A 21,744-nucleotide genomic window follows, 5' to 3' on the forward strand; every position below is an offset into this window, starting at 1 on the left:
TCCTGGGTCTTCGACCAACTCGAAGGTCAACCACAAGGACCACCGCTGAGTCACCGGCAGGCCTGGAGCTGACGCGCCGGCCCGGGGAGGTGAAAATAGGACCGTGACGAGGTTGTTCGTGGTGACCGGAGCGCCTGGCGCGGGCAAGTCGACGGTGCTGCCCGAGCTGTTGCGGCTGCGCCGGTCCACGTCCGTCGGCGAGAGCCGGCTGGTCGTGATGGACATGGACGAGCTGTTGGATCCCGAGGGCCGGCTGCTCGGCATCGACATCGCCCATTCGTCCGCGGCCGCCAACTGGCCGGCGTACAACGCGCTCTGGTTGCGCATCACCGAGCTGGTCCGCCGATCGGGCAGCCCCATGCTGCTGCTCTCGCCGCTGGTGCCGCGCGAGCTGCCGGAGGGCCGTTGGCTGCACCTGGACTGCCCGGACCCAGTACGCCGGAAGCGGCTCGCCGCGCGGGGGTGGTCCGATGCGCAGATCGCCGAGGCGCTCGCTGACGCCGCCGAGATCCGCAAGCTGGTCCCGCGCTCCGTCGCCGGCGACGGTACGCCGGAGGAGTCGGCCCAGAAGATCCTTGCCTGGGTCAAAGAGTGAGCAACCCCGGTTGCGTCCGAAGAAGCGAGGGGCAGGCCCCTCACCTCTTCGGACGCAAGCGCTGTCACCGGGTGAACCAGTTCTGCAGGGTCGCGGTGTAGGCGGGGCTGATCCCTTCCAGCGAGCGATCGGGAGTGCCCGGCCAGTGGCCGACTCCAGGGATCCGGACGCTGTCGACCTGGGTGTTCCCGGACGTCGCCGCCGCTCGCCGCCAGACCTCCAGCGTCTCCGGGACCGGCAGGTTCGCCTCGTGCTCGCCATGCATCAGCAGTACGGGACACGTGACCGTCGCGTACAGCGGCTCGGAAGCGAAGTCGATCTCGTGCCACACCGGCAGCTCCTCGCCCAGATCCACCGGGATCCCGGCCAGGTCGAACCACGGCTGGTCCGCCTGCCGCCGAAGCAGCTCGTCCACCGCCGCCCGATCCACCTTGCCCCGCAGCAGCTCAGCCACCTGGTCGCGGATCTCCACGGCCCCGGCGACCGCCTCCTCGTCGTACCCGGCTCGGCGTACGGACTCGATGGTGGCGTGCCGCATCTGCTCGGCCGGGCTGACTCCCGCGCACCCGAGCAGCAGCATGAACGCCGTATCCGGCAGCCGTTGCCCAGCCAGCGCCGCGACCCAGGTCCCCTGGCTCACACCCCAGACCCCGGTCGGCACGTCGTAGTACGACTTCAGCACCTCGTACGCCGCCACCGCGCCATCCGCCTGGACGTCGTACGGGATGTCGACGTCGTCGCTCGGCCAGGGCGCCCGCTCGAAGCTCAGTACGGCGGCGCCGAGCGGGGCGAGCGTGTTCGCGAGGTGCTCGAAGATCGCCTGCCGGTACGACGAATTGCTCGACCCGTGCAGGGCGACCACTCCGGCCCCGGACGGGTCCGTCGGTGGGCACTGTCAGCAGCGCGGACCGGCCGTCGACCTGGACTTCCTTGGCGGTGATCACCGCTGGATCGTCACACGCCGGCCGGGTCAGCTCAATCGCAGCTTGACCGGCACCAGCTCGGGTCGCGACCGCAGCGGCATCGCGCCCAGCCCCGGCGTGATCGAGCCGAGCACAGTCGTGTGCCGCGCCCCCGTGCAGCTCGGCACCGTGCCGCCCAGCCCGTTCATGGTGAGGAATCCCAGTACTGCGAACGCGTACGCCTCTTTGGCCACCGACGGCAGGCCCAGCTCGTCCGTACTGCGAAGGGGAATCCCGCGAAGCTCCTCGCCGAGGCGATGCATCAAGGCCGGATTCCGGATCCCGCCACCGGCGGCGATCACCTCCGTCCCGCCGTACGCGTGCACCGCGTCAGCAACGGTTCGCGCCGTCAACGCGGTCACGGTGGCGACCAGATCGTCCGGCGCGATCTCGGGTAGTCCTTCCATCGCATGAGCCAGGTAGCCGAGGTGGAAGAGCTCCTTGCCGGTGCTCTTGGGCGCTGGGCGACCGTAGTACGGCTCGGCCAGTAGTCGCTCGAACAACTCGGGGTGGCTCGTGCCGCGCCAGGCCATCACCCCGTCCGCGTCGAAGCTCGCCCGGCCGCTGGTGAGTTCGTGGACGACCGCGTCTGCGAGCGCGTTGGCCGGGCCGGTGTCGAACGCGATCGGCTCGTCCGCGATCACGGTGATGTTGGCGATGCCGCCGAGATTGAGGGCGATCGGCGTACCGGGGCGGCCGCGCAACCAGAGCACGTCGACGATGCTGACCAGCGGCGCACCTTGGCCACCCGCCGCGACGTCTCGCGCGCGTAAGTCCGAGACCACGGTGGTGCCGGTCGCCTCGGTGATCCAAGCGGGCTGGCCGAGTTGGAGCGTGCCGCGGACCTGGTCGCCGTCGACCCAGTGGAAGACCGTCTGACCGTGCGACACGATCAGATCCGCGTGACCGCCGCAGAGCTGCTCGACCGCCTGCGCCGCGGTAGCCGCGAACGCCTGACCGATACCGGTGTCGAGCCGGCAGACCTGCTCCAGCGAAGTGGTTGCTGGCGGCAAGGAAGCTGCGAGCTCGCGGCGGAGGTCTTCCGGATAGGGGCGGCTGAGTAGACCAAGCGGCGTGAGGACGATGGTGTCGCCTTCCAGCCGGAGGTCCGCCGCCGCGGCATCGATCGCGTCGTACGACGTCCCCGACATCAGCCCGATCACTCGCATGTCAGTCCCGCAACTCCTGTCGGTGATCGTCGCCTCGAAGGGTCAGCAGGGCGATCACGCTGACGGTGGAGGTGACCGCCACGTAGTACGCCGGTATGTCGACGTTACCCGTTCGCTTGATGAGCTCGGTGATGATCAGTCCGGCGCTACCGGAGAAGACCGCGTTCGACAGCGAGTAGGCCAGGCCGAGTCCGGTGTAGCGCACGCGGGTCGGAAACATCTCCGCCAGCATGGCCGGTCCAGGTCCGGCCATCAGCCCGACGACCAGCCCGGCCACGAACACCGCGATCCCCTTCGCCGCGTTCGAACTCCCCTTGTCCTGCAGGAGATTCATCAACGGGAACGCCAGTACTACGACCAGCGCCGCGCCGGTCGCCATCACCGGGCGGCGGCCGATCCGGTCACTCAGCCAGCCGGCCGGCATGATCGAAATGGCGAAGCCCAGGTTGGCCAGCACGGTCGCCACCAGCGCCTGCTGGAACGTCGCGTGCAGGGTCGCCTGCAGATAGGACGGCATCACCACGAGAAACGTGTAGCCCGCTGCCGACCAGCCCATCAGCCGGCCGATCCCGAGCACGATCGCCTTGGCCACTTCAGCCTTGTCCGCGCGGTCTTCGGGCAACCCGGGCTCTTCTTTGACCCGGTTAAAGTTGGGCGTCTCATCCAGCCGGAGCCGCAGCCAGAGCGCGACCAAACCGAGCGGGAGGGCCAGCAGGAACGGCACCCGCCAGCCCCAGTCATTGAGTGCGTCCTTGCTGAGGGTCGTCGCCAGGATCGCGGCCAGCCCGGCACCGGTGAGCAGTCCGAGCGCGACGGTGAAGGACTGCCACGCGCCGTACAGACCGCGCTTCGTCTTCGGCGCGAACTCGGTCATGATCGACACCGCGCCACCGAACTCACCACCCGCGGACAGCCCTTGGAGCGCTCTGACCATCGTCAGCAACCAAGGCGCCGCGGCACCGACGGTCGCGTACGTCGGGAGCACGCCGATCAGCGTGGTGGAGCCGGCCATCAGGAGCAGGACGATGATCAGCGTCGGTCGCCGGCCGATCCGGTCGCCGAGCCGGCCGAAGACGGCTGCGCCGATCGGGCGGAAGAAGAACGCCAGCGCGAACGAGGCGTAGGTCTTGATCAGGCTCTCGGCGTCGCTGGTCGAGTCGGTGCTGAAGAAGTTCGCCGCGATCACGGTGGCGAAGAAACCGTAGGCGCCGAACTCGTACCACTCGACGAAGTTGCCGACCGTGCCGGCCACCAGCGATCGCCGGTTCCGCCGGACGTCGAGCTGCGCGGTGGTGCTCATAAGTCTCCTCGAGTCAGCCCCGTCGTAACTTTCCTCCCACATCATCTCCATCTTGGTCTATCAGTTCCTTCTTGGCGACCCGATCGCTCAGAGGTCGTACTCCCAGCCGGGTTGCCATTCGAACGGGGCGTCGACCAGGTCTTCGAGCGGAGTGCCGTCGCCGAGGAGGTTTCTGAGGGCCCACCTGTTGGCCGAGTGGGCGACGACGAGCACCGTGCGCCCGTCGTACAGCGCCTTGATGTCTTCGAGGAAGGACCTGGTGAGGTCGAGGACCTGGCGGTAGCTCTGGCCGCCGCGAAATGGCTCATCGACGTACCGGAGGCGCGGCGTCAGTGACTCCACCGGCGCCCCATTGAGTTCGCCGTAGTCACACTCCCGCAACCGCCAGTCCTGGAACCGCGGCACCCGATCGCCGTACGCGAGGTCGACAGTGTCGACGGCCCGCCGGAGATCAGAGCTGAACACCGCGTCCACCCCCGGCCGACGAACTCCCAACTCCGCCGCCAGCCGCCGACCTTCCCCCGACAACTCCCCCGGCAACCATCCGGTAGCAACCCCCCGCTCGTTGTCCACAGTGATCGAGTGCGTCTCATAAACCAGCTTCACAGTCACGGCCCCACCCTGCCCTCTTCACTCCCCCTCCCGCCTCCCTTCCCTCACCCCAGCCCTCGACCGCCCTCTCCCTCCGCCTTCCTTCCCTCACCCCGGCCCTCGACTTCCTCAACTTGCTTTGCCTTAGTTACTGGCAGGTATATACTCAAGTTACTGACGAGTACAGGTAGCGAAGAGGCAGGGGAATCCGCGTGAGCCACTACAAGTCGAATCTGCGGGACATCGAGTTCAATCTGCTCGAGGTCCTGGGCCGGGGCGAGGTGCTCGGGCAGGGGCCGTACGCCGAGATGGACGTCGACACCGCCCGTGAGGTGCTCAGCGAGATCGACCGGCTGGCGAAGAACGAACTGGCCGCCTCGTTCGAGGACGCGGACCGCAACCCGCCCGTCTTCGACCCGGAGACGCACGAGGTGAAGATGCCGGAGGCGTTCAAGAAGAGCTACCACGCCTACATGGACGCCGAGTGGTACAAGCTGGAGCTGCCGCCGGAGCTGGGCGGCCAGCCGACCCCGCCGTCACTGCGCTGGGCCGCCGCCGAGATGGTCCTCGGCTCGAACCCGGCCGTGCACATCTACGCCGCCGGCCCGAACTTCGCCCACGTCGTGTGGCGCAACGGCACCGACCGGGACAAGCTGATCGCCCGCCACATGATCGAGCGTGGCTGGGGCGCCACCATGGTGCTGACCGAGCCGGACGCCGGTTCCGACGTCGGCGCCGGCCGGAGCAAGGCCACCCTGCAGGACGACGGCAGCTGGCACATCGAGGGCGTCAAGCGGTTCATCACGTCCGGCGAGCACGACATGACCGAGAACATCGTGCACCTGGTGCTGGCCCGCCCGCAGGGCATCGAGGGCGTCGGCGGCCCGGGCACGAAGGGGCTCAGCCTGTTCGTGGTCCCGAAGTACGACTTCGATCTGGAGACCGGCGAGCTGACCGGGGAGCGCAACGGCGCCTTCGTCACGAACGTCGAGAAGAAGATGGGCATCAAGGTCTCCACCACCTGCGAGATCACCTTCGGCGAGACCATCCCCGCGAAGGGCTACCTGCTCGGCGAGGTGCACAACGGCATCGCGCAGATGTTCCAGGTGATCGAGTACGCGCGGATGATGGTCGGCACGAAGGCGATCGCCACCCTGTCCACCGGCTACCTGAACGCGCTCGAGTACGCCAAGGAGCGAGTCCAGGGCGCCGACCTGACCAACCCGGCGAAGGACGCACCCCGCGTCACGATCACGCATCACCCCGACGTACGCCGCTCGCTGATGACACAGAAGTCGTACGCCGAGGCACTACGTGCTCTGGTGCTGTTCACCGCGACCTACCAGGACCGCGCCGAGAAGGCCCGGTACGCCGGGGAGCACGACGTCGAGGCCGAGCGCGTGAACGACCTGCTGCTCCCGCTGGTGAAGGGCTACGGCTCCGAGAAGTCGTGGACCCTGCTCGGCACCGAGTCGCTGCAGACCTTCGGCGGCTCCGGCTTCCTGCAGGACTACCCGATCGAGCAGTACGTCCGTGACGCCAAGATCGACACCCTGTACGAAGGCACGACCGCGATCCAGGGTCAGGACCTGTTCTTCCGCAAGATCATCAAGGACCAGGGCAAGGCGCTCGGGCACCTGTCCGAGAAGATCCAGGAGTTCGTCGCCTCCGAAGCCGGCAACGGCCGGTTGAAGGAGGAGCGCGGGCTGCTGGCGAAGGGCCTCGAGGACACCCAGAAGCTGCTCGGCGTGATGGGCCAGGCGCTGATGTCGAGCAACCCGCAGGCGGAGAACGGCGACCCGCGCAACGTCTACAAGGTCGGCCTGAACACCTCCCGCCTGCTGTACGTGCTCGGCGACGTGGTCTGCTCCTGGCTGATGCTGCGCCAGGCCGAGGTCGCGCTGGAGAAGCTCGGCGGCGAGCTGTCCGACGCGGACAAGGACTTCTACACCGGCAAGGTCGCGGCGGCGCAGTGGTTCGTGCGGTCCACGATGCCGACGGTCCGCGCCGAGCGGATCAAGGCCGAGATGACCGACCTCGACGTGATGGACCTGCCGCTGTCCGCGTTCTGACCGACTCCTCCGGCTCGGCCGTTTGCGCGGGCCGCGCCGGAGGCCCGGTCGGGGCAGATCATCTGCCCCGGGGTTGCCCCGCGATCTGCCCTGGTAGGCGAAGGGCTTGTGTAGCAACGTTTCTACCCGTGCGACAGCGCGTCCCTGGCTTGGCTTCCCCTGTCCAGGCCAGGGCCGTGCTTCGTTCGGAACCGCGGCGATCGGGGCAGCGTCAACGATGACGTGTCCCCTCGTCGTACGCTGACTCCGATGTCCGCCCGACTCCTGCGCCTGGTGCCACTGGCCGCGCTCGCCTTCCTCTTTCCCGTCCCCGCCGCCGCGGCGCCGCCAGAACTGCCGGATCAGATCGCCGCGAGCTGGCGGACCGACCACGTCTTCGTCTATCCGGCGATGCGCCCCGGCTTCCCGCCGGCCGAGCTGGACCGGATCCGCGCCGCGACCCGGACGGTGAACTTCCCGGTGTACGTCGCGCTCCTGCCGCGTACTCCGGCCACCCGGGCGGGGGATCTCGACCTGCCGACGTTGCTGCAGGCACGCGTCGGGCAGCCCGGGCTGTACCTGGTCTGGACGGTCACGGACGACTACTGGTCGGGTGACGAGATCCTGATCCGGCCCGGTGGACTCAAGGGACGCAGCCTGACCGGCGTACAGCTGGACGACAAGTCCGACAACAAGCTCATCACCACTCGCCCCGCACCGGGAATCGTCCGGACCATCCAACAGGCGGCGACGGCGTACGACGGCCGCCCCCTACCCGACGTACCGGCCGGTGACCTGCCTCCGCCGGACGAGGAGGACTCCGGCCTGTCGACCACGGACAAGGAGGATCGGTCCGCCTTCATCGGGATGGGCGCCGGGGGCCTGGCCGGGTTCCTCCTGGCCATCGGACTGACCTTGCGGCACCAGCGCAGGCGGCCGGCACCGAAGAGCCGCCCAGGCGGCTCGAAGAAGCCGGGGACGCCGGCGACCATCACCTCGGTCCAGCTTCAGGCCGACCGCTGGATCGCGAAGGCGGACCGGGCCGTGCGCAGCCTGGAGGCACGAATCAAGGCCTCGGGGAGGAGCCGGGCGAAGCTGAACCTGCCCGAGTTGCTGGACCAGCGCGACGACGCGTCGGAGCGGTTGACGGCCGCCCGGGCGCTGCGGAGTGCGGCGCCCGACGACCTGGCCGCGACCGCCGGGGCCTTGGTGCTGGCCCGGCAGGCGCAGCAGGCGGCCGGGGGCAACGAGGTCCAGCCGCCGTGCTTCTTCGATCCGACCCACCAGCCGGGCACCGTCCAGGCCGCCTGGTCCGAGGGCACCGAAGTACCGGCCTGTCCTGCCTGCGCGAAGATCCTCGCTCGCGGCGAGACACCGCCCGGGTTCCGGCTGTGGAAGAAGTCCGGGTTGCTCCGGCTGGACCACAAGGCCGTTCCGTACTGGACCCTCGATCCGAAGGAAGAGCCGTTGCTGGCGACCGGTTTCGGCGCCCTCGAAGACGACCTGGCCGACCGGGCCGGGCGCGTCTACGGAGCCGGCCGATGAGGCGGGTCCTGCTGGCGTTGGTGGCCGGGCTGTTCGTCGTACTCGGTACGGTCACGACCGCGAGCGCAGCCGACTTCCGGTCCGATCCGCGGGTAGTGGCGGCTGTTCAGGGTTGGAAGACGAACCCCGTGTACGTCGATCCGCTCTTCGCCGGGTCCGAAGGTTTCGAGGATGAACCGCTCCGGCAACTGGCGGAGCGGATCTCGAAGGCGCCGGTGCCGGTGTATGTCGCCGCGCTGCCTACCGGGCAGTGGTTTCCCGAGCACGACGACGCCATCCAGCTCGCCGGGTGGCTCGCGGTGACCAACGGCAAGCCCGGCCTGTACCTCGTACTGGACGGCCACTCCACGAGTGGCACCGCCCATCTGGTCGCGGTCCGGAGCCCAGGAACCACGTACGCGATGTCCTCGAAGGCGACCGCTGCCGACGAGGTCGCGACCTACCTGGACGAGGTCAAGGTCAGCGATCGGTACGAGCCGCGCGTGGCCCGGACCACGCCGCTGCCGGAGGAGCCGGAACGGACGTACGAGCCGGAGCCGTTCACCCCGGGCAAGGCGATCGGCAACGGGTTCGGTGGATTCACCATCGGCCTGCTCGGAGGATCAATCCTGGCCCTGCCGGTGCTGGGACTGGCGGCCCTGGTCGCCCGACGACGCGAAGGATCCCGATGAAGACCCGCCCTGCTGTGACCCTGACCAGCACCCTGCTACTCGCAACCATCACGATCCCGTCCCCAGCCCTAGCAGCATCGAGTCGAGAGACGGCGACGCCAAGTCGGGTGGCGGCGCAACTGAGCAGCGCGGTGGCGGTGCCGAGTGGGGTGGTGGCGGAGCCGACGCCGGCTGAGCGGGCGAAGGAGATCGCTGCCGCGTTGGTGAAGGATCCGGTGTACGTGGATCCGGTCTACGCGCCGGCGCTGCCTGCGGCGAAGCTGACGGACGTTCGGGCTAAGGCGAAGGCCCTCGGCTATCCGGTCTACACGATCGTGCTGCCGCTGAGCCCGAGCGACGCTTTCCAGGGCAAGGAGCGCAACGTCATCACCCTGGTGATGGACGCGCTCCGCAAACCCGGTCTGTATGTAGTGGTCGACGGTGGCGGGCGCTTCCCCTGGTACGAGATCAAGGACGTCCCGACGCTCGACGAGAAGGTGCTGAGCCCGGCCCGGGAGCGGGCGCTGGACGACACCGGGTACGACGCCGGACCGACCGAGGTGCTGGCGCGGTTCTACGAACTACTGGCCGGGCCACCGCTGCCGGCCGCCACTCGCAAGCCCGAGGGGACGGGGACCAGGTCCACCGGCTCGGACTCCGGCGATGGCGACGGCGTTTCCGGTGGAGTACTTGCCGTTGGCATCATCGTTGCCGTGCTGGCGATCCTGGTCGCGCTGGGACTGTGGATCGGGCTGCGGCGGCGCGGCAGTGCGCCGGCGATCGCGGGAGTGGGAGCGGCGCCGCGCCGGGAGAAGCCGTTCCGCATTCCACCGCATGTCGCCGCCACGGTGGCCGCGGAACACCGACGCCGGCTGACCCGGGAGACGACGGCCGAGCTGACCGACCTCGGTTCCGAGCTGGCCGCGCTGCCGACGGTGGCCGGCGACGGACTGCGTCATCAGGAGCTGGCACTCGATGCCCACGACGCGGCCGGGCGGGTGCTGGACGCATCCCGCGACCTGGTCGATGTGGTCGGCGCGATGGTGCTGCTGGACCAGGCGCGCCGCGAACTGGAGATCGCGAAGGCGATCGCGGCGGGACGCAAGGCGCCCGCAGTACAGCCGCTGTGTGCCTTCAATCCCTTGCACGCCAGGGCAACCGGGCGACCGACCCAGGTGGAGTCGGACGGTGCCACGCTGACGTTGCCGCTGTGTACCGAGTGCCGGCAAGCGCTCAAGCGGGGGGTGGCGCCGAAGTCGCTGCCTGGAGACGACGGCCCTTACTGGCACGGCGACGACCTCTGGGCCCGGACGTTATTCGGCGCCGTGGGCGACAACCTCTCCACCGCGGTGAACCGCGGCGACTACCGCTCCTGACCTACCCGAACGTTTGAGCTACGGGTACGAAGGGGGTGGACGAGCCCGTCCGGTTGCCGGGAGTGACCATCGACACGCGTCGGTGATAGACCCCGACGCCCGAACGGGCGTAGCGTCACACTGTCTGGATCTTTTCGAGGAGGGCTCGGCATGAGCATCGGTGTGGGGATCTTCCTGATGGTGGTGGGCGCCATCTTCGCGTTCGCCGTCCGCGACTCTTGGGACGCCGTCAATCTGACCGCCGTCGGGTACATCCTGATACTCGCCGGTGTGGCCGGGATCGTGCTCTCGTTCTACATCACCAACCGTCGGCGCCGCGTCCCGAACGAGGCCCTCGACCCCGCGGTGGAAGAGGAATACCGCGTCGTCGAAGAGCACCGCCGCGACATCATCGAGTAGCGGCTCCCGACAGCACCAACTCCACGCGAGTGGCGGCGCCTGCCGTCGCTCGCATTGGTACGCCCCAGTCCTGGCGATGCAGATGGCACGCCGGGAACTCGACCTCGGCCGAGTCGTCGCAAGAAGCGGCCTGTACCGCGACGTGCAGCACCCCGTCGCCGACGCGCTCGTCGATCACCAGGCGACGGGTCAGCTCGGTCGAATCGCCCGCACCCTCCTTCAGCAGCGCCTCCGGGGTCGACGACACCAGCAGCCGGGTCGACGGTCCGTACCGATCGTCGAGCTTCTGACCCGGCGGCGGCATGAACACCACCTCCAGCGTCACCTCGCCGGCCGCGATCTCCATCGGCGGCCGCTGCGTCCGGGTGGAGAACTCGTCCGGCTTCGCCGACGCGCCCAGCGGGATCCGGGTCAGCCGGTGCGCGGCCGACTCGACCACCAGCAACTCGTTGCCTGAGACAACGGCACCGCTCGGCTCGGCGAGACCGGTCGCCATCGTCTCCACCAGGCCGGCGCGCGGATCGTACCGGCGTACGGCGCCGTTGTAGGTGTCCGCGATCGCGATCGACCCGTCCGGAAGGGCCGTCACGCCGAGTGGGTGCTGCAGGAGCGCCTCCTCGGCCTTGCCGTCGCGCAGCCCGAAGTCGAACAGGCCGGTCCCGACCGCCGTGTGCACCTCGGTGTCGACCCAGCGCAGCGCGGAGATCTCGGAGTCGGCGAGCCAGAGGCGGTCACCGTCGACGGCGAGGCCGCTCGTTTGCGCGAACCAGGCCTGCTCCTTCGCCCCGTCGCGGAGACCTTCGTTCGTCGTACCGGCTGCCACCTCGGTGGTCTTGGTGAACGGGTCGAAGGTCCAGAGCTGGTGTACGCCGGCCATCGCGATCCAGAGCTTGTCCTGCCACCAGGCGACATCCCAGGGCGAACTCAGCACGCCGGTGCCGTCGCCGTCCATCCACTGCTTTCCGGTGCCCACGAGCGTCCGGGTCTCGCCGGTGGTCAGGTTGATCCCGCGGAGCGCGTGGTTGACCGTATCGGCGACGACCACGTCGTACCCGACTTCCGCGGCGACCTCGTCCGGCAGCAGAGTCAGCCCGTTCGGCTCGGAGAAGGCGGCCTCGGCCCCGTCCTTGAACCCGCGATGCTTGGTCCCGAACCGCCTGACCACCGTCGTGGCGTCCTCCGCCAGCTCGACGACGCTGTGGTTACCAGCGTCGGCGACCAGGAAGCCATTGCCATACGCAACCACCTTGGCCGGGAATCGCAGCTCGGTCGGCTCCGGCTCCGGCGCGACGTACGGCGACTTGCCGCGGGTCAGCGTGCCGGCCTTCTCGTGCTCGGCGATCAACTCCGCAAGCTGCGCGTCCAGGGCGTGCTCGTGCCCTTCCCCGGAGTACTGCGCGACGATGTACCCGTTCGGATCCACCAGCACCAGCGTCGGCCACGCCCGGGCGGTGTAGTTCTCCCAGGTGATGAGCTCGGGGTCGTCCAGCACCGGATGTCCCACCTCGTACCGCTCGACCGCCGCCTTCACGGCCGCCTCTTCCCCCTCATGCGCGAACTTCGGCGAATGCACCCCCACAATCACCAGCGCATCGCCGTACTTCTCCTCCAACGGCCGCAACTCGTCCAGCACATGCAGACAGTTGATGCAGCAGAACGTCCAGAAATCGAGCAGCAAGAACCGCCCCCGAAAGTCAGCAAGCCCCAGCTCCCTCCCCCCGGTGTTCAACCATCCCCGACCCCTGAGCTCCGGCGCACGCACAGACATACCCCCCATCATCCGCCCCACCGCCCCCACCGCCGCCCCCGCCCCTCAGTACGGCGTCTTTGTGCACCGGCTAAGCGTTCCGCCGCCGGAAAATGCTCACCGGATGCACAGAGGCCGGCAACCGAACCGGTTTCCCAGCCAGGCAGTGGTTGCCGCCGTCGCACTCCGCGCGCCTGATCCGCGTCAGCGTGAGGACCGGACCCGGGACCTCTGCCTGGCCGGCGATACGTGCGGCGACGAGGCAGGACTCCCCCGCCTTCCTTCACTTCACCCTGCACGGATCCAGGTCGGCGGCCTACCAGCCTCCGGTCTCAGCGGGGGAGGATCAGCGTGTCTGTGAGGAGCTTGGCGGTTTTGCGGAGGGTGGGTGGGGAGGAGGAGAGCTCTGCGGCCAGGGAGAGGGGGGTCAGGGGTTCGCCCGGGCCTACCAGGCGGTGGCGGTGGGCCAGGAGCCAGACGATGGCCCGGGGCCAGGTGGAGAGGCGGGCCTTGGTGAGCAGGTCGGGGGCGTCGCGGACCAGGCGGTCGGCGATCTCGTAGGCCTCGGCCGCGTAGTCCGTGCCGAGGGTCTCGCCGGCCAGCAGCCAAGCGTGCGGAGCGAGCACGGTGAGGGTCGCCGCCTGGGCCTTGTCGAGACCACGGAGATCGGGACGTGGTGGTGCGCCCAGGCCGGCCAGCGTCCGGTAGGCGTCTTCGAGGTCGTCGCTGGTGTCGTCCAGGAACACCCGCTCGCCGGTGCGGGCGCCGATCGGATCCGCCAGCGCGGCCGCCTCGAGAGCAGGAGTCCATACGTCGACCGCGTCGACCGCCTCCTCGATCGCGTCCAGGTCGAGCGCCGTCCGTTCACCCGCGAACTGCAGCCACGCCTTCACCACCGGCGGCACCGCGGCGAAGTAGGTGCTGTCGGCAAGCACCTTGCGCGGCAACCAGTACGACAGGAACAGCTCGACCAGCACCGCGCTGACCCGCAACGGACCACCGACCGTCCGGTCGACGGCGTGGTCGATCCAGAGCCGGGCGATATCGGCCGCGTCATCGGACAGGCCGCTCGCATAGCCGGACTCGAGGAACTCCGTCACCAGCTGATCGCGTTGCCGCCCGGACAGCTGCGGCCGGACCGGCGGGCGGATCGGGCGTTCCGGCAACTGGGTAAGGCGGTTCACCAGCAAACCGGAGAAGAACTCGAAGTCCTCGGTCACCGGCGGGTCGTCGTGGTCATGGGTCTCGCCCAGCGCCTGCAGGATGATCCCCGCGGCCGTCGCCGGCCGAACCGTACGCACGGTGACCCGGCCGCCACGCTGATACGCCTCGACCACCCGATCGACCGGCGGTCCGACGAACACGTCCTTGGCGATGGCGCCTTGATTGTTGTCGACGAAAACCACCACCGTGTGCGGATGCTGGTCGTCGTCGTAGTCGAGCACCACGCTCAGCCCGTCGCCGGTGACGTCCTCCGACACGATCGCGCTGGTCAGCCGGAACCCGGCGATCCGCGAGATCCAGTCAGGCATCCCGTACTGCGTACGCCCGCGTGACAGATGCGCTCGTTGCAAGGGCAACCGACCCGCCGGACCGACCGTCCGGGCCAGACTCGTCAACAGCACAAAGGAATCCAGGTCGCGTCGCTCACCGAGCACGCGGGCGGCATCGGCCCAGAAGAACCGCTCCACCTCGCCGATCTCGTCGGGCTGCCCGGCCGGCCAGAGCTGGTCGGCAAGTAGCGCGGCGGAGCGGGCGACCGAGGCCTCCGCGATCACCGGGTGCAGCGCGGGCGGAGCCGCCGCGAGGTCGAGCAGAAGCGTTTCCTGCAAGGTGTCCAGCACAGCGACACTCGGCGTGGTGTCGAGGTCGGTTCCCACGACACCCGCCGGCGGCTGCCCTGGGGTGGAGCCCGAACTGGAGTCGACCAGCCGCAAATGGCTGCCGCGTCCGTCCCGGCCTCGTGACTTGGTCACCCTGGCGAGATTACCGCCGATGAGCACCTTCGCGCTGGGCGGTGCGCGCGTCCTGTGGATGAAGGGCTCGACACGCCGTCACGACGTACACACAACGAGTGCGTTCAGTACGCCGAGCCTCCCGCAAATGACTCGCGGCCCGCACCCACCCGGAGGTGCGCACGAGCCGCGAGGCCATAGTACAGATGTCAGCCCTTGAGTGCGCCTGCCATCAGACCGCCGATGAACCAGCGGCCGAGCAGGATGTAGACCAGCAGGGTCGGGAACGAGGTGATCAGCGCGCCCGCCATGCTCGCCGCGTAGTCCACCTTCTGGCCGCCGGCCAGCGCCGCGAGGCCGAGGGTGACCGGGCCGTTGTTCTGCTGCGTCAGGAACAGCGCGAACAGGAAGTCGTTCCAGACCGAGGTGAACTGCCAGATCAGCGTCACCACGAAGCCGGAGATGGAGATCGGCAGGATGATCCGCGCGTAGGTCTGGATCAGGCCGGCGCCGTCCACCCGGGCCGACTCGATGATCTCGTTCGGCACCACGGTCGCGTAGTAGTTGCGGAAGATCAGGGTGCAGATCGGGATGCCGTAGATCACGTGCGTGATCAGCAGCGTCGGGATGCCGCGGGTGACGTCCAGTTCCTGGTAGGTCTGCCGCAGCGGCAACATCACGGCCTGGTAGGGGATGAACATCCCGAACAGGATGAACGCGAACACCAGGTTCGCGCCGGGGAACCGCCAGCGGGCGAGCACGAATCCGTTGGCCGAGCCGATCAGCGACGCGATGATCGCGGCCGGTACCGCCAGCGAGAGCGAGCGGACCATGTACGGCTGGAGGACGTCCCAGGCCTTGCGCCAGGGCTCCAGCGTCCAGGTGTGCGGCAGCGACCACTGCGCGGCGGCGGTGGTATCGCTGGAGGTCTTGAAGCTGGTGATCAGTACGACGTACACCGGCGTCAGTACGAACAGCAGGAACAACAGCAGCAGAATGTAGCGAACGGTCCGGCTCTTCCTGGTCGATCCGTCGCTGATCGTGCTGCGCTGGGGTTTACGGCTGATCGCCGCGGCGGCTTTACCTGTTGCGGCCGAGGCGTCCACGACGGTCATTCTTCGGTCTCCTGCCGGACGGTGTAGGCCACATAGGGAATGACGAGCACGGCGACCACGGCGAGCAGCACGATCGCGATTCCCGCGGCCTTGGCCATGTCACTGCGCAGCAAGGTGTTCCACATGTAGACCGACGGGACCTCGGTCCGGAACTGGTTCGGCCCGGTGATCGCGTAGATCAGGTCGAACAGCTTCAGCGACATGTGCCCCAGAATGATCAGCGCCGACAACGCGATCGGCGACAACTGCGGGAACAACACATAGCGGTACAGCTTGAACTCCGACGCACCGTCGACCCGGGCGGCTTCCCGCAACTCCCCCGGGATCCCGCGGAAGCCTGCGAGGAACAGCGCCATGATGTAGCCGGACAACTGCCAGACCGCGGGCAGGGCGATGGACGCCATCGTCGTCCATCGACTCCCCGCGGTCCACCAGGGATTTTCCAGGAAGTTCAGGTGCAGCAGGTCGAACAGCCGGTTCAGACCGCGCGCGTCGTCGCCCTGGGACGGGTTCAGCAACCAGCCCCAGACGACGCCGGACGCGATCATCGAGACCGCCATCGGGAACAGGAAGATCGACCGGAAGATGCCCTCGCCGGTGACCCCCTTCTCCAGCAGCAAGGCCCACAGCACGCCGAAGATCAGCGTGCCCACGATGAATGCCACCGTGAGCACGCCGAGGTTCTTCAGCGAATTGAGGAACCGGTCCTCACCGAACAGATTGACGTAGTTCTCGAATCCGACATGCTTCGTCGGAACCGGACGGGCATTGTGCTTGTTGGTCAGCGACGTGTTGAACGTCGAGCCAATCAACCCGTAGACGAAATACCCGAGCAACAACACCGTCGGCAACAACACCAAGGCGCCTGGACCCCAGGTACGGATCCTTCCATGCATGCTCAGGACTCCGAATCTCTAGCTGTCGGTGAGGACACTGCGGGTCAGGACGACTTGATCGCGGTGGCCAGTGCCTTCTGCAGCGTCGCGACGTCCTGCTTGCCACTGAACTGGCTGATCGCGGACAGGATGCTGTCGTTCTGGCCCAGGCTGCAGGCCGCACCGTGTGCACAGGACGGCACGATCTTGTTCGCCGTCCAGTCAGCCATCGCGGACTGCTGGTACTTCGGGTAGTCGGTCGCGACCGCGTCGGAACGGGCCGGGATCGAACCCTTCTTGGTGTTGAAGGCCTTCTGGCCCTCGGCGCTACCGACAGTCTTCAGCCAGCACTTCGCGCCATCGGGGTCCTGACCACCAGTCGGCAGCGTGAACGAGTCCGAAAGGAACTGGAAGTTCCCCGCGGTCCCCGGCGCCGGCCAGTAGGTGTACGCCGAGTCCGGCACCTTGTCGGACAGCTGCTGCGCGGCGACCCAGTCACCCATCACCGTGTAGGCGGCCTGGGCCTTGTTCACGTAGCCCAGCGCGTCCGGCCAGTCGATCGCGTCACGGTCGACGTTGCTGTAGCTCAGCAGCTTCTGGTACTTCGTCAGCGCTGCCGTCACGTCGGCGCCTCCTGCGTCGGTCTCGCCCTTCCACAGCCCGGTGAACTTGTCCGGACCGAGCTCGGCGAGCAGGACGACCTCGAGCACCATCTCCTGGGCGAAGCCCTTGGAGGTGGCCAGCGGAGCCTTGACCCCGGCCGCCTTCAGCTTCTCCATGTCGGCGATCCAGGCGTCGACCGAGGCCGGCGCCTTGGTGGCGTCGATGTTCGCCTTCTTCAGCACCGCCGGGTTGGCCCAGACCATGTTGGCCCGGTGAACGTTGGCCGGCACCGAGTAGATCTTGCCGTCGACGGTCAGGTTGTCCAACAGGCTCTGCGGGAAGGCCTTGTCCAGGCCCCACTCCTTGTACAGGTCGCTGACGTCGTCGACCTGGCCGTTCTTGATGTAGTCACCCAACTCGGCGCCCGCGTGCGCCTGGAAGGTCGCCGGCGGCTTCTTGGCCGCCAGGTCGTTCGCCAAGACCTGCTTGGCGTTCGAACCGGCACCACCGGCAACGGCGGAGTTGACGAACTTGTAGTCCTTGCAGTCCGTCGCGAACGCCGAGACCAGGCCGTCCAGCCCGGCCTTCTCGCCGCCGTCAGCCCACCAGGTGAAGACGGTGACGTCCTTGTTGGCCGACGCGTCGCCCCCAGTGGAGTTGTCGTTGCTGTTACCGCAGGCACTGACCGCGAGAAGACCCACGGCACCGATGACCGCGAAGGTCTTGCTCCAACCACCACGCATTTTTTCACTCTCCGATCAGCTCATGGAGCTGTCTGGACAAACGAGATGCCCCCTTGACGGGCCAACTCTGGGCACGTGCCCGGGCAGGTGTCAACGCTCTACACAAGCAAGTTGTGCAGATGTGACCCCTTTATGTGCGCAATTGTTGAGGGTCTTCACAGCTTGAAGCCAGACTCGCAGGCAGGATCCGCAGCCGGGTCAAGGCCGTAGCAGAACCTTGATACTGCGCCGTTCGTGCATCGCCAGATAACCCTCGGCAACCGCTTCCAACGGCAGTTCCGAGTCGAAGACGAGGCCCGGGTTGATCGCTCCCGACAGTACGGCCGCCATCAGTTCCGGCAGGTACTGACGCGCCGGAGCCACGCCTCCGGCCAGCCCCACGTTCCGGCTGAACATGGTCCGGATCGGCACTTCGACACCGTGCGGCACCCCGACGAACCCGATGGTCGCGCCCGGCCGGGCCACGTCGAAGGCGGTCTTGAACGACTGGTCGGTGCCGACACATTCCAGTACCGCGTCCGCTCCCACCCCGTCGGTGAGTTCCAGTACGGCGGCCTTCGCCTCGGCACCGCGCTCGGCGATGATGTGCGTGGCGCCGAACTCGCGCGCGATCTTCTGCCGCGACTCGTGCCGCGACAGGGCGACCACCCGCTCCGCACCCATTCGGGCGGCGGCGAGGACTCCACACAATCCAACAGCGCCGTCGCCGACCACCACGACGGTGTCGCCGGCCTTGACCCGCGCCGACCGGGCAGCGTGCCAGCCGGTGCCCATCACGTCGGACAGGGTCAGCAGCGACGGAACGAGCGAGTCGTCCGGCACCTCCGGGGTCGCGACCAGCGTGCCGTCGGCCCACGGCACCTTCGCGTACTCGCCCTGACCGCCGTCGGCGCCGTTGCTGCCGATCCCGACGATGTTCTGGCAGACCGACTGCAGCCCCGCCTTGCAGTTCGGGCAGGTGCCGTCGCTGGCGACGAACGGCGTGACGACGAAGTCGCCCGGCTTCACGGTCCGGACCTCCGCGCCGACCTCCTCGACGATCCCGACGTACTCGTGCCCGATCCGGCTGCCCGGGGTGATCTTGTTCTCGCCGCGGTACGACCACAGGTCCGAACCACAGATACATCCCGCGACGATCTTGATCACGGCATCGGTCGGCGCCGAGATCACCGGATCAGGCACCTCACTGAGTCGCACATCGAACGGCGCATGAATCGTGGTCGCTCTCATGCCCACACCCTAAACGCCCCCGAACCACTGCACAGTCCCCCGCCAGGGTGGGACCCAGGTCTCGGCCGCGGGGGTGGTGGGGGTGGCATGGAGGTGGGTTAGGAATGCGGTCAGGGCGGGGTGGGTGTTGTCTTCTCGCCAGATGATCGAGTGGGGATAGACCGGGGCGGGGTCGACGATCGGGATCCGGCGTAGGTCGTACGATTCCGGCCAGAAGTAGCGGGTGCCGGCGCCGACGAAGGTGGCCAGCTCCGCCGAGGCGGCGAGTTCGTCGAGGAGTACCTCGACGCCGAAGCTCGGTCCCTCGGTGTCGATGCCCAACGCGAAGGCGCGAGCGAGCTCCTCGTAGTACGAGCGCCATTCTGTGCCGGCCTTCATGCCGGGCATCCAGATCCGGTACTGCGTGAGGTCGGCGAGCGTGAGACTGACCGCGCCGGCCAGCGGGTGGCGAGGGCCGACGAGTAGTTGGTGCGGATCGTCGATGACGCGGGATGCCCTGATCGGAGAGGTGAGCTGGCGCCGGGGCTCGGTGACGGCGCGGAAGGTGGCGTCGATGGTTCCGGCGGCTACTTCGGCGATGGCGGCGTCGACGTCGAGATCGGGCAGCGTCACCACGTCGAGGTCGATGCCGGGGTGGTTCTGGTGGAAGGCGTGCAGGGAGGTCGCCGGGGCGGCGCGGCGGTTGAGGACGTCGACGCGGAGAGCGCGGCGGCCGGGTAGTACCGAGGTGATGGCACGATCGGCGACCCGGAGGAGTTCGCGGGCATGCGGCAGGAACACCTGCCCGTCGACGGTCAGTTGCGTACCTCGCGCCGATCGCGCGAACAGGACCACTCCGAGCTCGCGTTCCAAGGTGGCGATTCGCTTCGAGACGGCTTGCTGCGTGACGCCGAGCTCGTCGGCGGCGGCCTGGAACTGCCCGGCATCGACAACTGCCGCGAAGGTCCGGACGGCCGCAAGATCCACTCGGTCACCTTAGGTCGACAACCGGAAGTTGTGGCACGCGGACCTGACCGTTGTTTGTGCCGACCTGGCCCTCCCTGTTTGCATCAGCACCTCGATGCGCGAGAGGAAAACACATGGCCAAGATCTGGACCGCTGCGGGCCCGACGGAGGTATCCGGTTTCCGCGAGCGGGTCGAACGGGCGATCCGGATGACCGAACGGCTCAACACCCTTCCGTACGACGACCTGGAGGCGATCCGGGCGACCTGGAGTGAGCTGACCGGTCAACCCGTCGACGAGACCTTCACCCTGATCCCACCCCTGTACTGCGACCACGGGATCAACATCCGAGTCGGCCGCAACGTCTTCATCAACCAGCGCTGCCAACTCAACGACACCGGCGGCATCGAGATCGGCGACGACGTGATGATCGGCCCCGGCGTCAGCCTGATCACCTCCGGCCACCCCGTCGAACCGGCCTCCCGCCGCGACGGCATCACCGCCGCCCCGATCCGAATCGAACGCAACGTCTGGATCGGCGCCTCCGCGATGATCCTCCAAGGCGTAACCATCGGCGAGCACTCCGTCATCGGCGCCGGCGCCATCGTCACCCACGACATCCCACCCTCAACCCTCGCGGTAGGCGTCCCCGCCAAAGTCATCCGCAACATCGGCTAGTACGACGTACTCCACACTCGCGTTTCTGGGCTCCATGCGGCTGGCCGGTGCCCGCTCTGTTGCGTTAGGTCAGGAGACGAGCCGCTCCGTCGACCAGCATGCTCGCGTTCCGCAATGCGCTCTTGGCCTGCTGCGCTCCTACGAACACCATGCCGTAGTGCGCTCCGTCTTTGAGGTCGAGCAGTCGGCCGAGCGCTTTCCCGAGCGTCTTGCCGTCTGCGCCAGCTTGCTCGATCAGTCCGATCGCCTGCCGATGGTCCTGCCCGCGGGATCTGCGGCCAACCGTCGCGCAGCATGCCGCATCAGCGGCGGCGATTCCAGCGAGAACGGCAAGGGCAGCAGTGACGTTGTCGTTCGCAAGCTCGTCTTCCTCGGCGCCAACGAGTTCGGCAACCTCCAAGTACGCTCGCGCCTGGGTGAGTCGGACGATTGCCTGTCCGCGGCCGCACTCCTGCGTACGGCCGGCCTGCGGTGTCATTGCGTGCTCTCCTCGTGGACGTGAATGTTCATGAATACGCGGAACTCCGGACCGGAGACGGTGACGGCGTCGCGCCTCCAGTCCTTGACGATCGACTCACCAGCCTGGACGTGTTGGAGGAAGCCGAGTGAGCTGAGTTCGTAGACCTGGAGGTGATTGCCGCTCCAGCGATAGACCCGGTCTGCCAGGTCGGTCATCTGATCGGTCCACGCCTGCGTCGGATCCTCCGCGTCGCTGAACTTGTGCACGACCAGAAGGTCGACATCGCTGCTCACGCCGCCATCGCCGCGCGCGGTGGAGCCGAAGACGCTCGCATGCATCGGCTGGATGTGCCATCCCTGGATCTCCGCGCGGATGCTGTCGAACAGCCGCAACCGCAGTGTCGCCAACTCCAGCACAGCCTTCGCGGCCAGGTGGTCGCGATTCAGCTTGTACTGAACCGACGGGCCTACCTCCGTCGCCATCACCAAGCCGGTGCCCGCAAGGCGCCTCAGCACATTCCGTATCCCGGTCTCGCTGCCCGCGGCCGCGAGTTGATGGATCTTCCGGCCGGTCAACGGAGCGGTGGTTCGCGCCAGCACGTCGAGCACGGGGCCATCCACGGTCTGGACCACCGTGCTGATCGGATTCGACATGTCGATTGCAACACTCTACTGCCGATATCGGCAGCACAGTGTTGCATGGTAGATGTCGTTTGCTTGGGAAACGCCTGCAGGTCTCAGCGGGCAGCGACGACGG

General features: G+C 67.9%; 20 protein-coding genes. 7 read left to right on the forward strand and 13 right to left on the reverse strand.

Annotated features, from left to right (window positions below):
- The first annotated feature begins 103 nt into the window (after positions 1 to 103).
- Entirely contained in the window at positions 104 to 595 is a 492-nt protein-coding gene (locus F1D05_RS19085) for an AAA family ATPase (RefSeq protein WP_246486818.1), read from the forward strand.
- Positions 596 to 659: 64 nt separating this feature from the next.
- Here F1D05_RS19085 and F1D05_RS19090 read toward each other — a convergent pair whose 3' ends face one another.
- The 4 genes from F1D05_RS19090 to F1D05_RS19105 form a co-directional block, all read right to left on the reverse strand.
- A complete protein-coding gene (locus F1D05_RS19090; protein ID WP_185448905.1) occupies positions 660 to 1,457 on the reverse strand; it encodes an alpha/beta hydrolase family protein in 798 nt (265 codons plus the stop codon).
- Positions 1,458 to 1,565: 108 nt separating this feature from the next.
- A complete protein-coding gene (locus F1D05_RS19095) occupies positions 1,566 to 2,726 on the reverse strand; it encodes an anhydro-N-acetylmuramic acid kinase (RefSeq protein ID WP_185448906.1) in 1,161 nt (386 codons plus the stop codon).
- A gap of 1 nt (position 2,727) precedes the next feature.
- A complete protein-coding gene (locus F1D05_RS19100) occupies positions 2,728 to 4,026 on the reverse strand; it encodes an MFS transporter (RefSeq protein WP_185448907.1) in 1,299 nt (432 codons plus the stop codon).
- An 87-nt stretch (positions 4,027 to 4,113) separates the two neighbouring features.
- On the reverse strand, positions 4,114 to 4,638 hold the full coding sequence (locus tag F1D05_RS19105; RefSeq protein WP_185448908.1) for a histidine phosphatase family protein: 525 nt from the start codon (positions 4,636 to 4,638) through the stop codon (positions 4,114 to 4,116).
- A gap of 191 nt (positions 4,639 to 4,829) precedes the next feature.
- Here F1D05_RS19105 and F1D05_RS19110 point away from each other — a divergent pair, with 191 nt between their 5' ends.
- From F1D05_RS19110 to F1D05_RS19130, 5 genes are all read left to right on the forward strand, one after another.
- Positions 4,830 to 6,689: an acyl-CoA dehydrogenase gene (locus tag F1D05_RS19110; protein ID WP_185448909.1), complete on the forward strand. Its 1,860-nt coding sequence runs from the start codon at positions 4,830 to 4,832 to the stop codon at positions 6,687 to 6,689.
- Between the two features lie 249 nt (positions 6,690 to 6,938).
- Positions 6,939 to 8,213, forward strand: coding sequence for a hypothetical protein (locus tag F1D05_RS19115; protein WP_185448910.1), 1,275 nt, complete (start codon positions 6,939 to 6,941; stop codon positions 8,211 to 8,213).
- Positions 8,210 to 8,884 (forward strand): hypothetical protein, encoded by a 675-nt coding sequence (locus tag F1D05_RS19120; protein WP_185448911.1) that lies wholly within the window; start codon positions 8,210 to 8,212, stop codon positions 8,882 to 8,884. The genes F1D05_RS19115 and F1D05_RS19120 overlap by 4 nt, the downstream gene beginning before the upstream one ends.
- Positions 8,881 to 10,239 carry a hypothetical protein gene (locus F1D05_RS19125; protein WP_246486819.1) on the forward strand — a complete coding sequence of 453 codons (1,359 nt, stop codon included), beginning with the start codon at positions 8,881 to 8,883 and terminating at the stop codon, positions 10,237 to 10,239. Before F1D05_RS19120 ends, F1D05_RS19125 begins: the two co-directional genes overlap by 4 nt.
- A gap of 150 nt (positions 10,240 to 10,389) precedes the next feature.
- Positions 10,390 to 10,638 carry a DUF6458 family protein gene (locus tag F1D05_RS19130; protein WP_185441574.1) on the forward strand — a complete coding sequence of 83 codons (249 nt, stop codon included), beginning with the start codon at positions 10,390 to 10,392 and terminating at the stop codon, positions 10,636 to 10,638.
- On the opposite strand, the gene F1D05_RS19135 is transcribed toward F1D05_RS19130, so the two are convergent.
- The 7 genes from F1D05_RS19135 to F1D05_RS19165 all read right to left on the reverse strand — a co-directional run bounded on the left by F1D05_RS19135 (position 10,628) and on the right by F1D05_RS19165 (position 19,872).
- Complete coding sequence (locus tag F1D05_RS19135) at positions 10,628 to 12,418, reverse strand: NHL domain-containing thioredoxin family protein (RefSeq protein ID WP_343066476.1); 1,791 nt, start codon at positions 12,416 to 12,418, stop codon at positions 10,628 to 10,630. The genes F1D05_RS19130 and F1D05_RS19135 overlap by 11 nt on opposite strands.
- 299 nt (positions 12,419 to 12,717) lie before the next feature.
- Complete coding sequence (locus F1D05_RS19140; protein ID WP_246485760.1) at positions 12,718 to 14,361, reverse strand: hypothetical protein; 1,644 nt, start codon at positions 14,359 to 14,361, stop codon at positions 12,718 to 12,720.
- 188 nt (positions 14,362 to 14,549) lie between these two features.
- The gene (locus F1D05_RS19145; RefSeq protein WP_185441576.1) at positions 14,550 to 15,455 is read right to left on the reverse strand and encodes a carbohydrate ABC transporter permease; all 906 of its coding nucleotides are present in this window, start codon (positions 15,453 to 15,455) and stop codon (positions 14,550 to 14,552) included.
- Positions 15,452 to 16,351 (reverse strand): carbohydrate ABC transporter permease, encoded by a 900-nt coding sequence (locus tag F1D05_RS19150; RefSeq protein WP_185441577.1) that lies wholly within the window; start codon positions 16,349 to 16,351, stop codon positions 15,452 to 15,454. Before F1D05_RS19150 ends, F1D05_RS19145 begins: the two co-directional genes overlap by 4 nt.
- Before the next feature lie 44 nt (positions 16,352 to 16,395).
- On the reverse strand, positions 16,396 to 17,676 hold the full coding sequence (locus F1D05_RS19155) for an ABC transporter substrate-binding protein (RefSeq protein ID WP_185441578.1): 1,281 nt from the start codon (positions 17,674 to 17,676) through the stop codon (positions 16,396 to 16,398).
- A 198-nt stretch (positions 17,677 to 17,874) separates the two neighbouring features.
- The gene (locus tag F1D05_RS19160) at positions 17,875 to 18,906 is read right to left on the reverse strand and encodes a zinc-dependent alcohol dehydrogenase family protein (protein ID WP_185441579.1); all 1,032 of its coding nucleotides are present in this window, start codon (positions 18,904 to 18,906) and stop codon (positions 17,875 to 17,877) included.
- Between the two features lie 9 nt (positions 18,907 to 18,915).
- Positions 18,916 to 19,872 (reverse strand): LysR family transcriptional regulator, encoded by a 957-nt coding sequence (locus tag F1D05_RS19165; protein WP_185441580.1) that lies wholly within the window; start codon positions 19,870 to 19,872, stop codon positions 18,916 to 18,918.
- 113 nt (positions 19,873 to 19,985) lie between these two features.
- Between F1D05_RS19165 and F1D05_RS19170 the strand changes: the two genes are divergently transcribed.
- A complete protein-coding gene (locus tag F1D05_RS19170) occupies positions 19,986 to 20,528 on the forward strand; it encodes a sugar O-acetyltransferase (protein ID WP_185441581.1) in 543 nt (180 codons plus the stop codon).
- A gap of 64 nt (positions 20,529 to 20,592) precedes the next feature.
- Here the strand turns inward: F1D05_RS19170 and F1D05_RS19175 are convergent, their stop codons facing one another.
- The gene (locus tag F1D05_RS19175; protein ID WP_185441582.1) at positions 20,593 to 21,006 is read right to left on the reverse strand and encodes a hypothetical protein; all 414 of its coding nucleotides are present in this window, start codon (positions 21,004 to 21,006) and stop codon (positions 20,593 to 20,595) included.
- Positions 21,003 to 21,641, reverse strand: coding sequence for a nucleotidyltransferase domain-containing protein (locus F1D05_RS19180; protein WP_185441583.1), 639 nt, complete (start codon positions 21,639 to 21,641; stop codon positions 21,003 to 21,005). Before F1D05_RS19180 ends, F1D05_RS19175 begins: the two co-directional genes overlap by 4 nt.
- Positions 21,642 to 21,744: the final 103 nt, after the last annotated feature.

Origin of the sequence: Kribbella qitaiheensis, from assembly GCF_014217565.1 — a bacterium.
GTDB lineage: Bacteria > Actinomycetota > Actinomycetes > Propionibacteriales > Kribbellaceae > Kribbella > Kribbella qitaiheensis_A.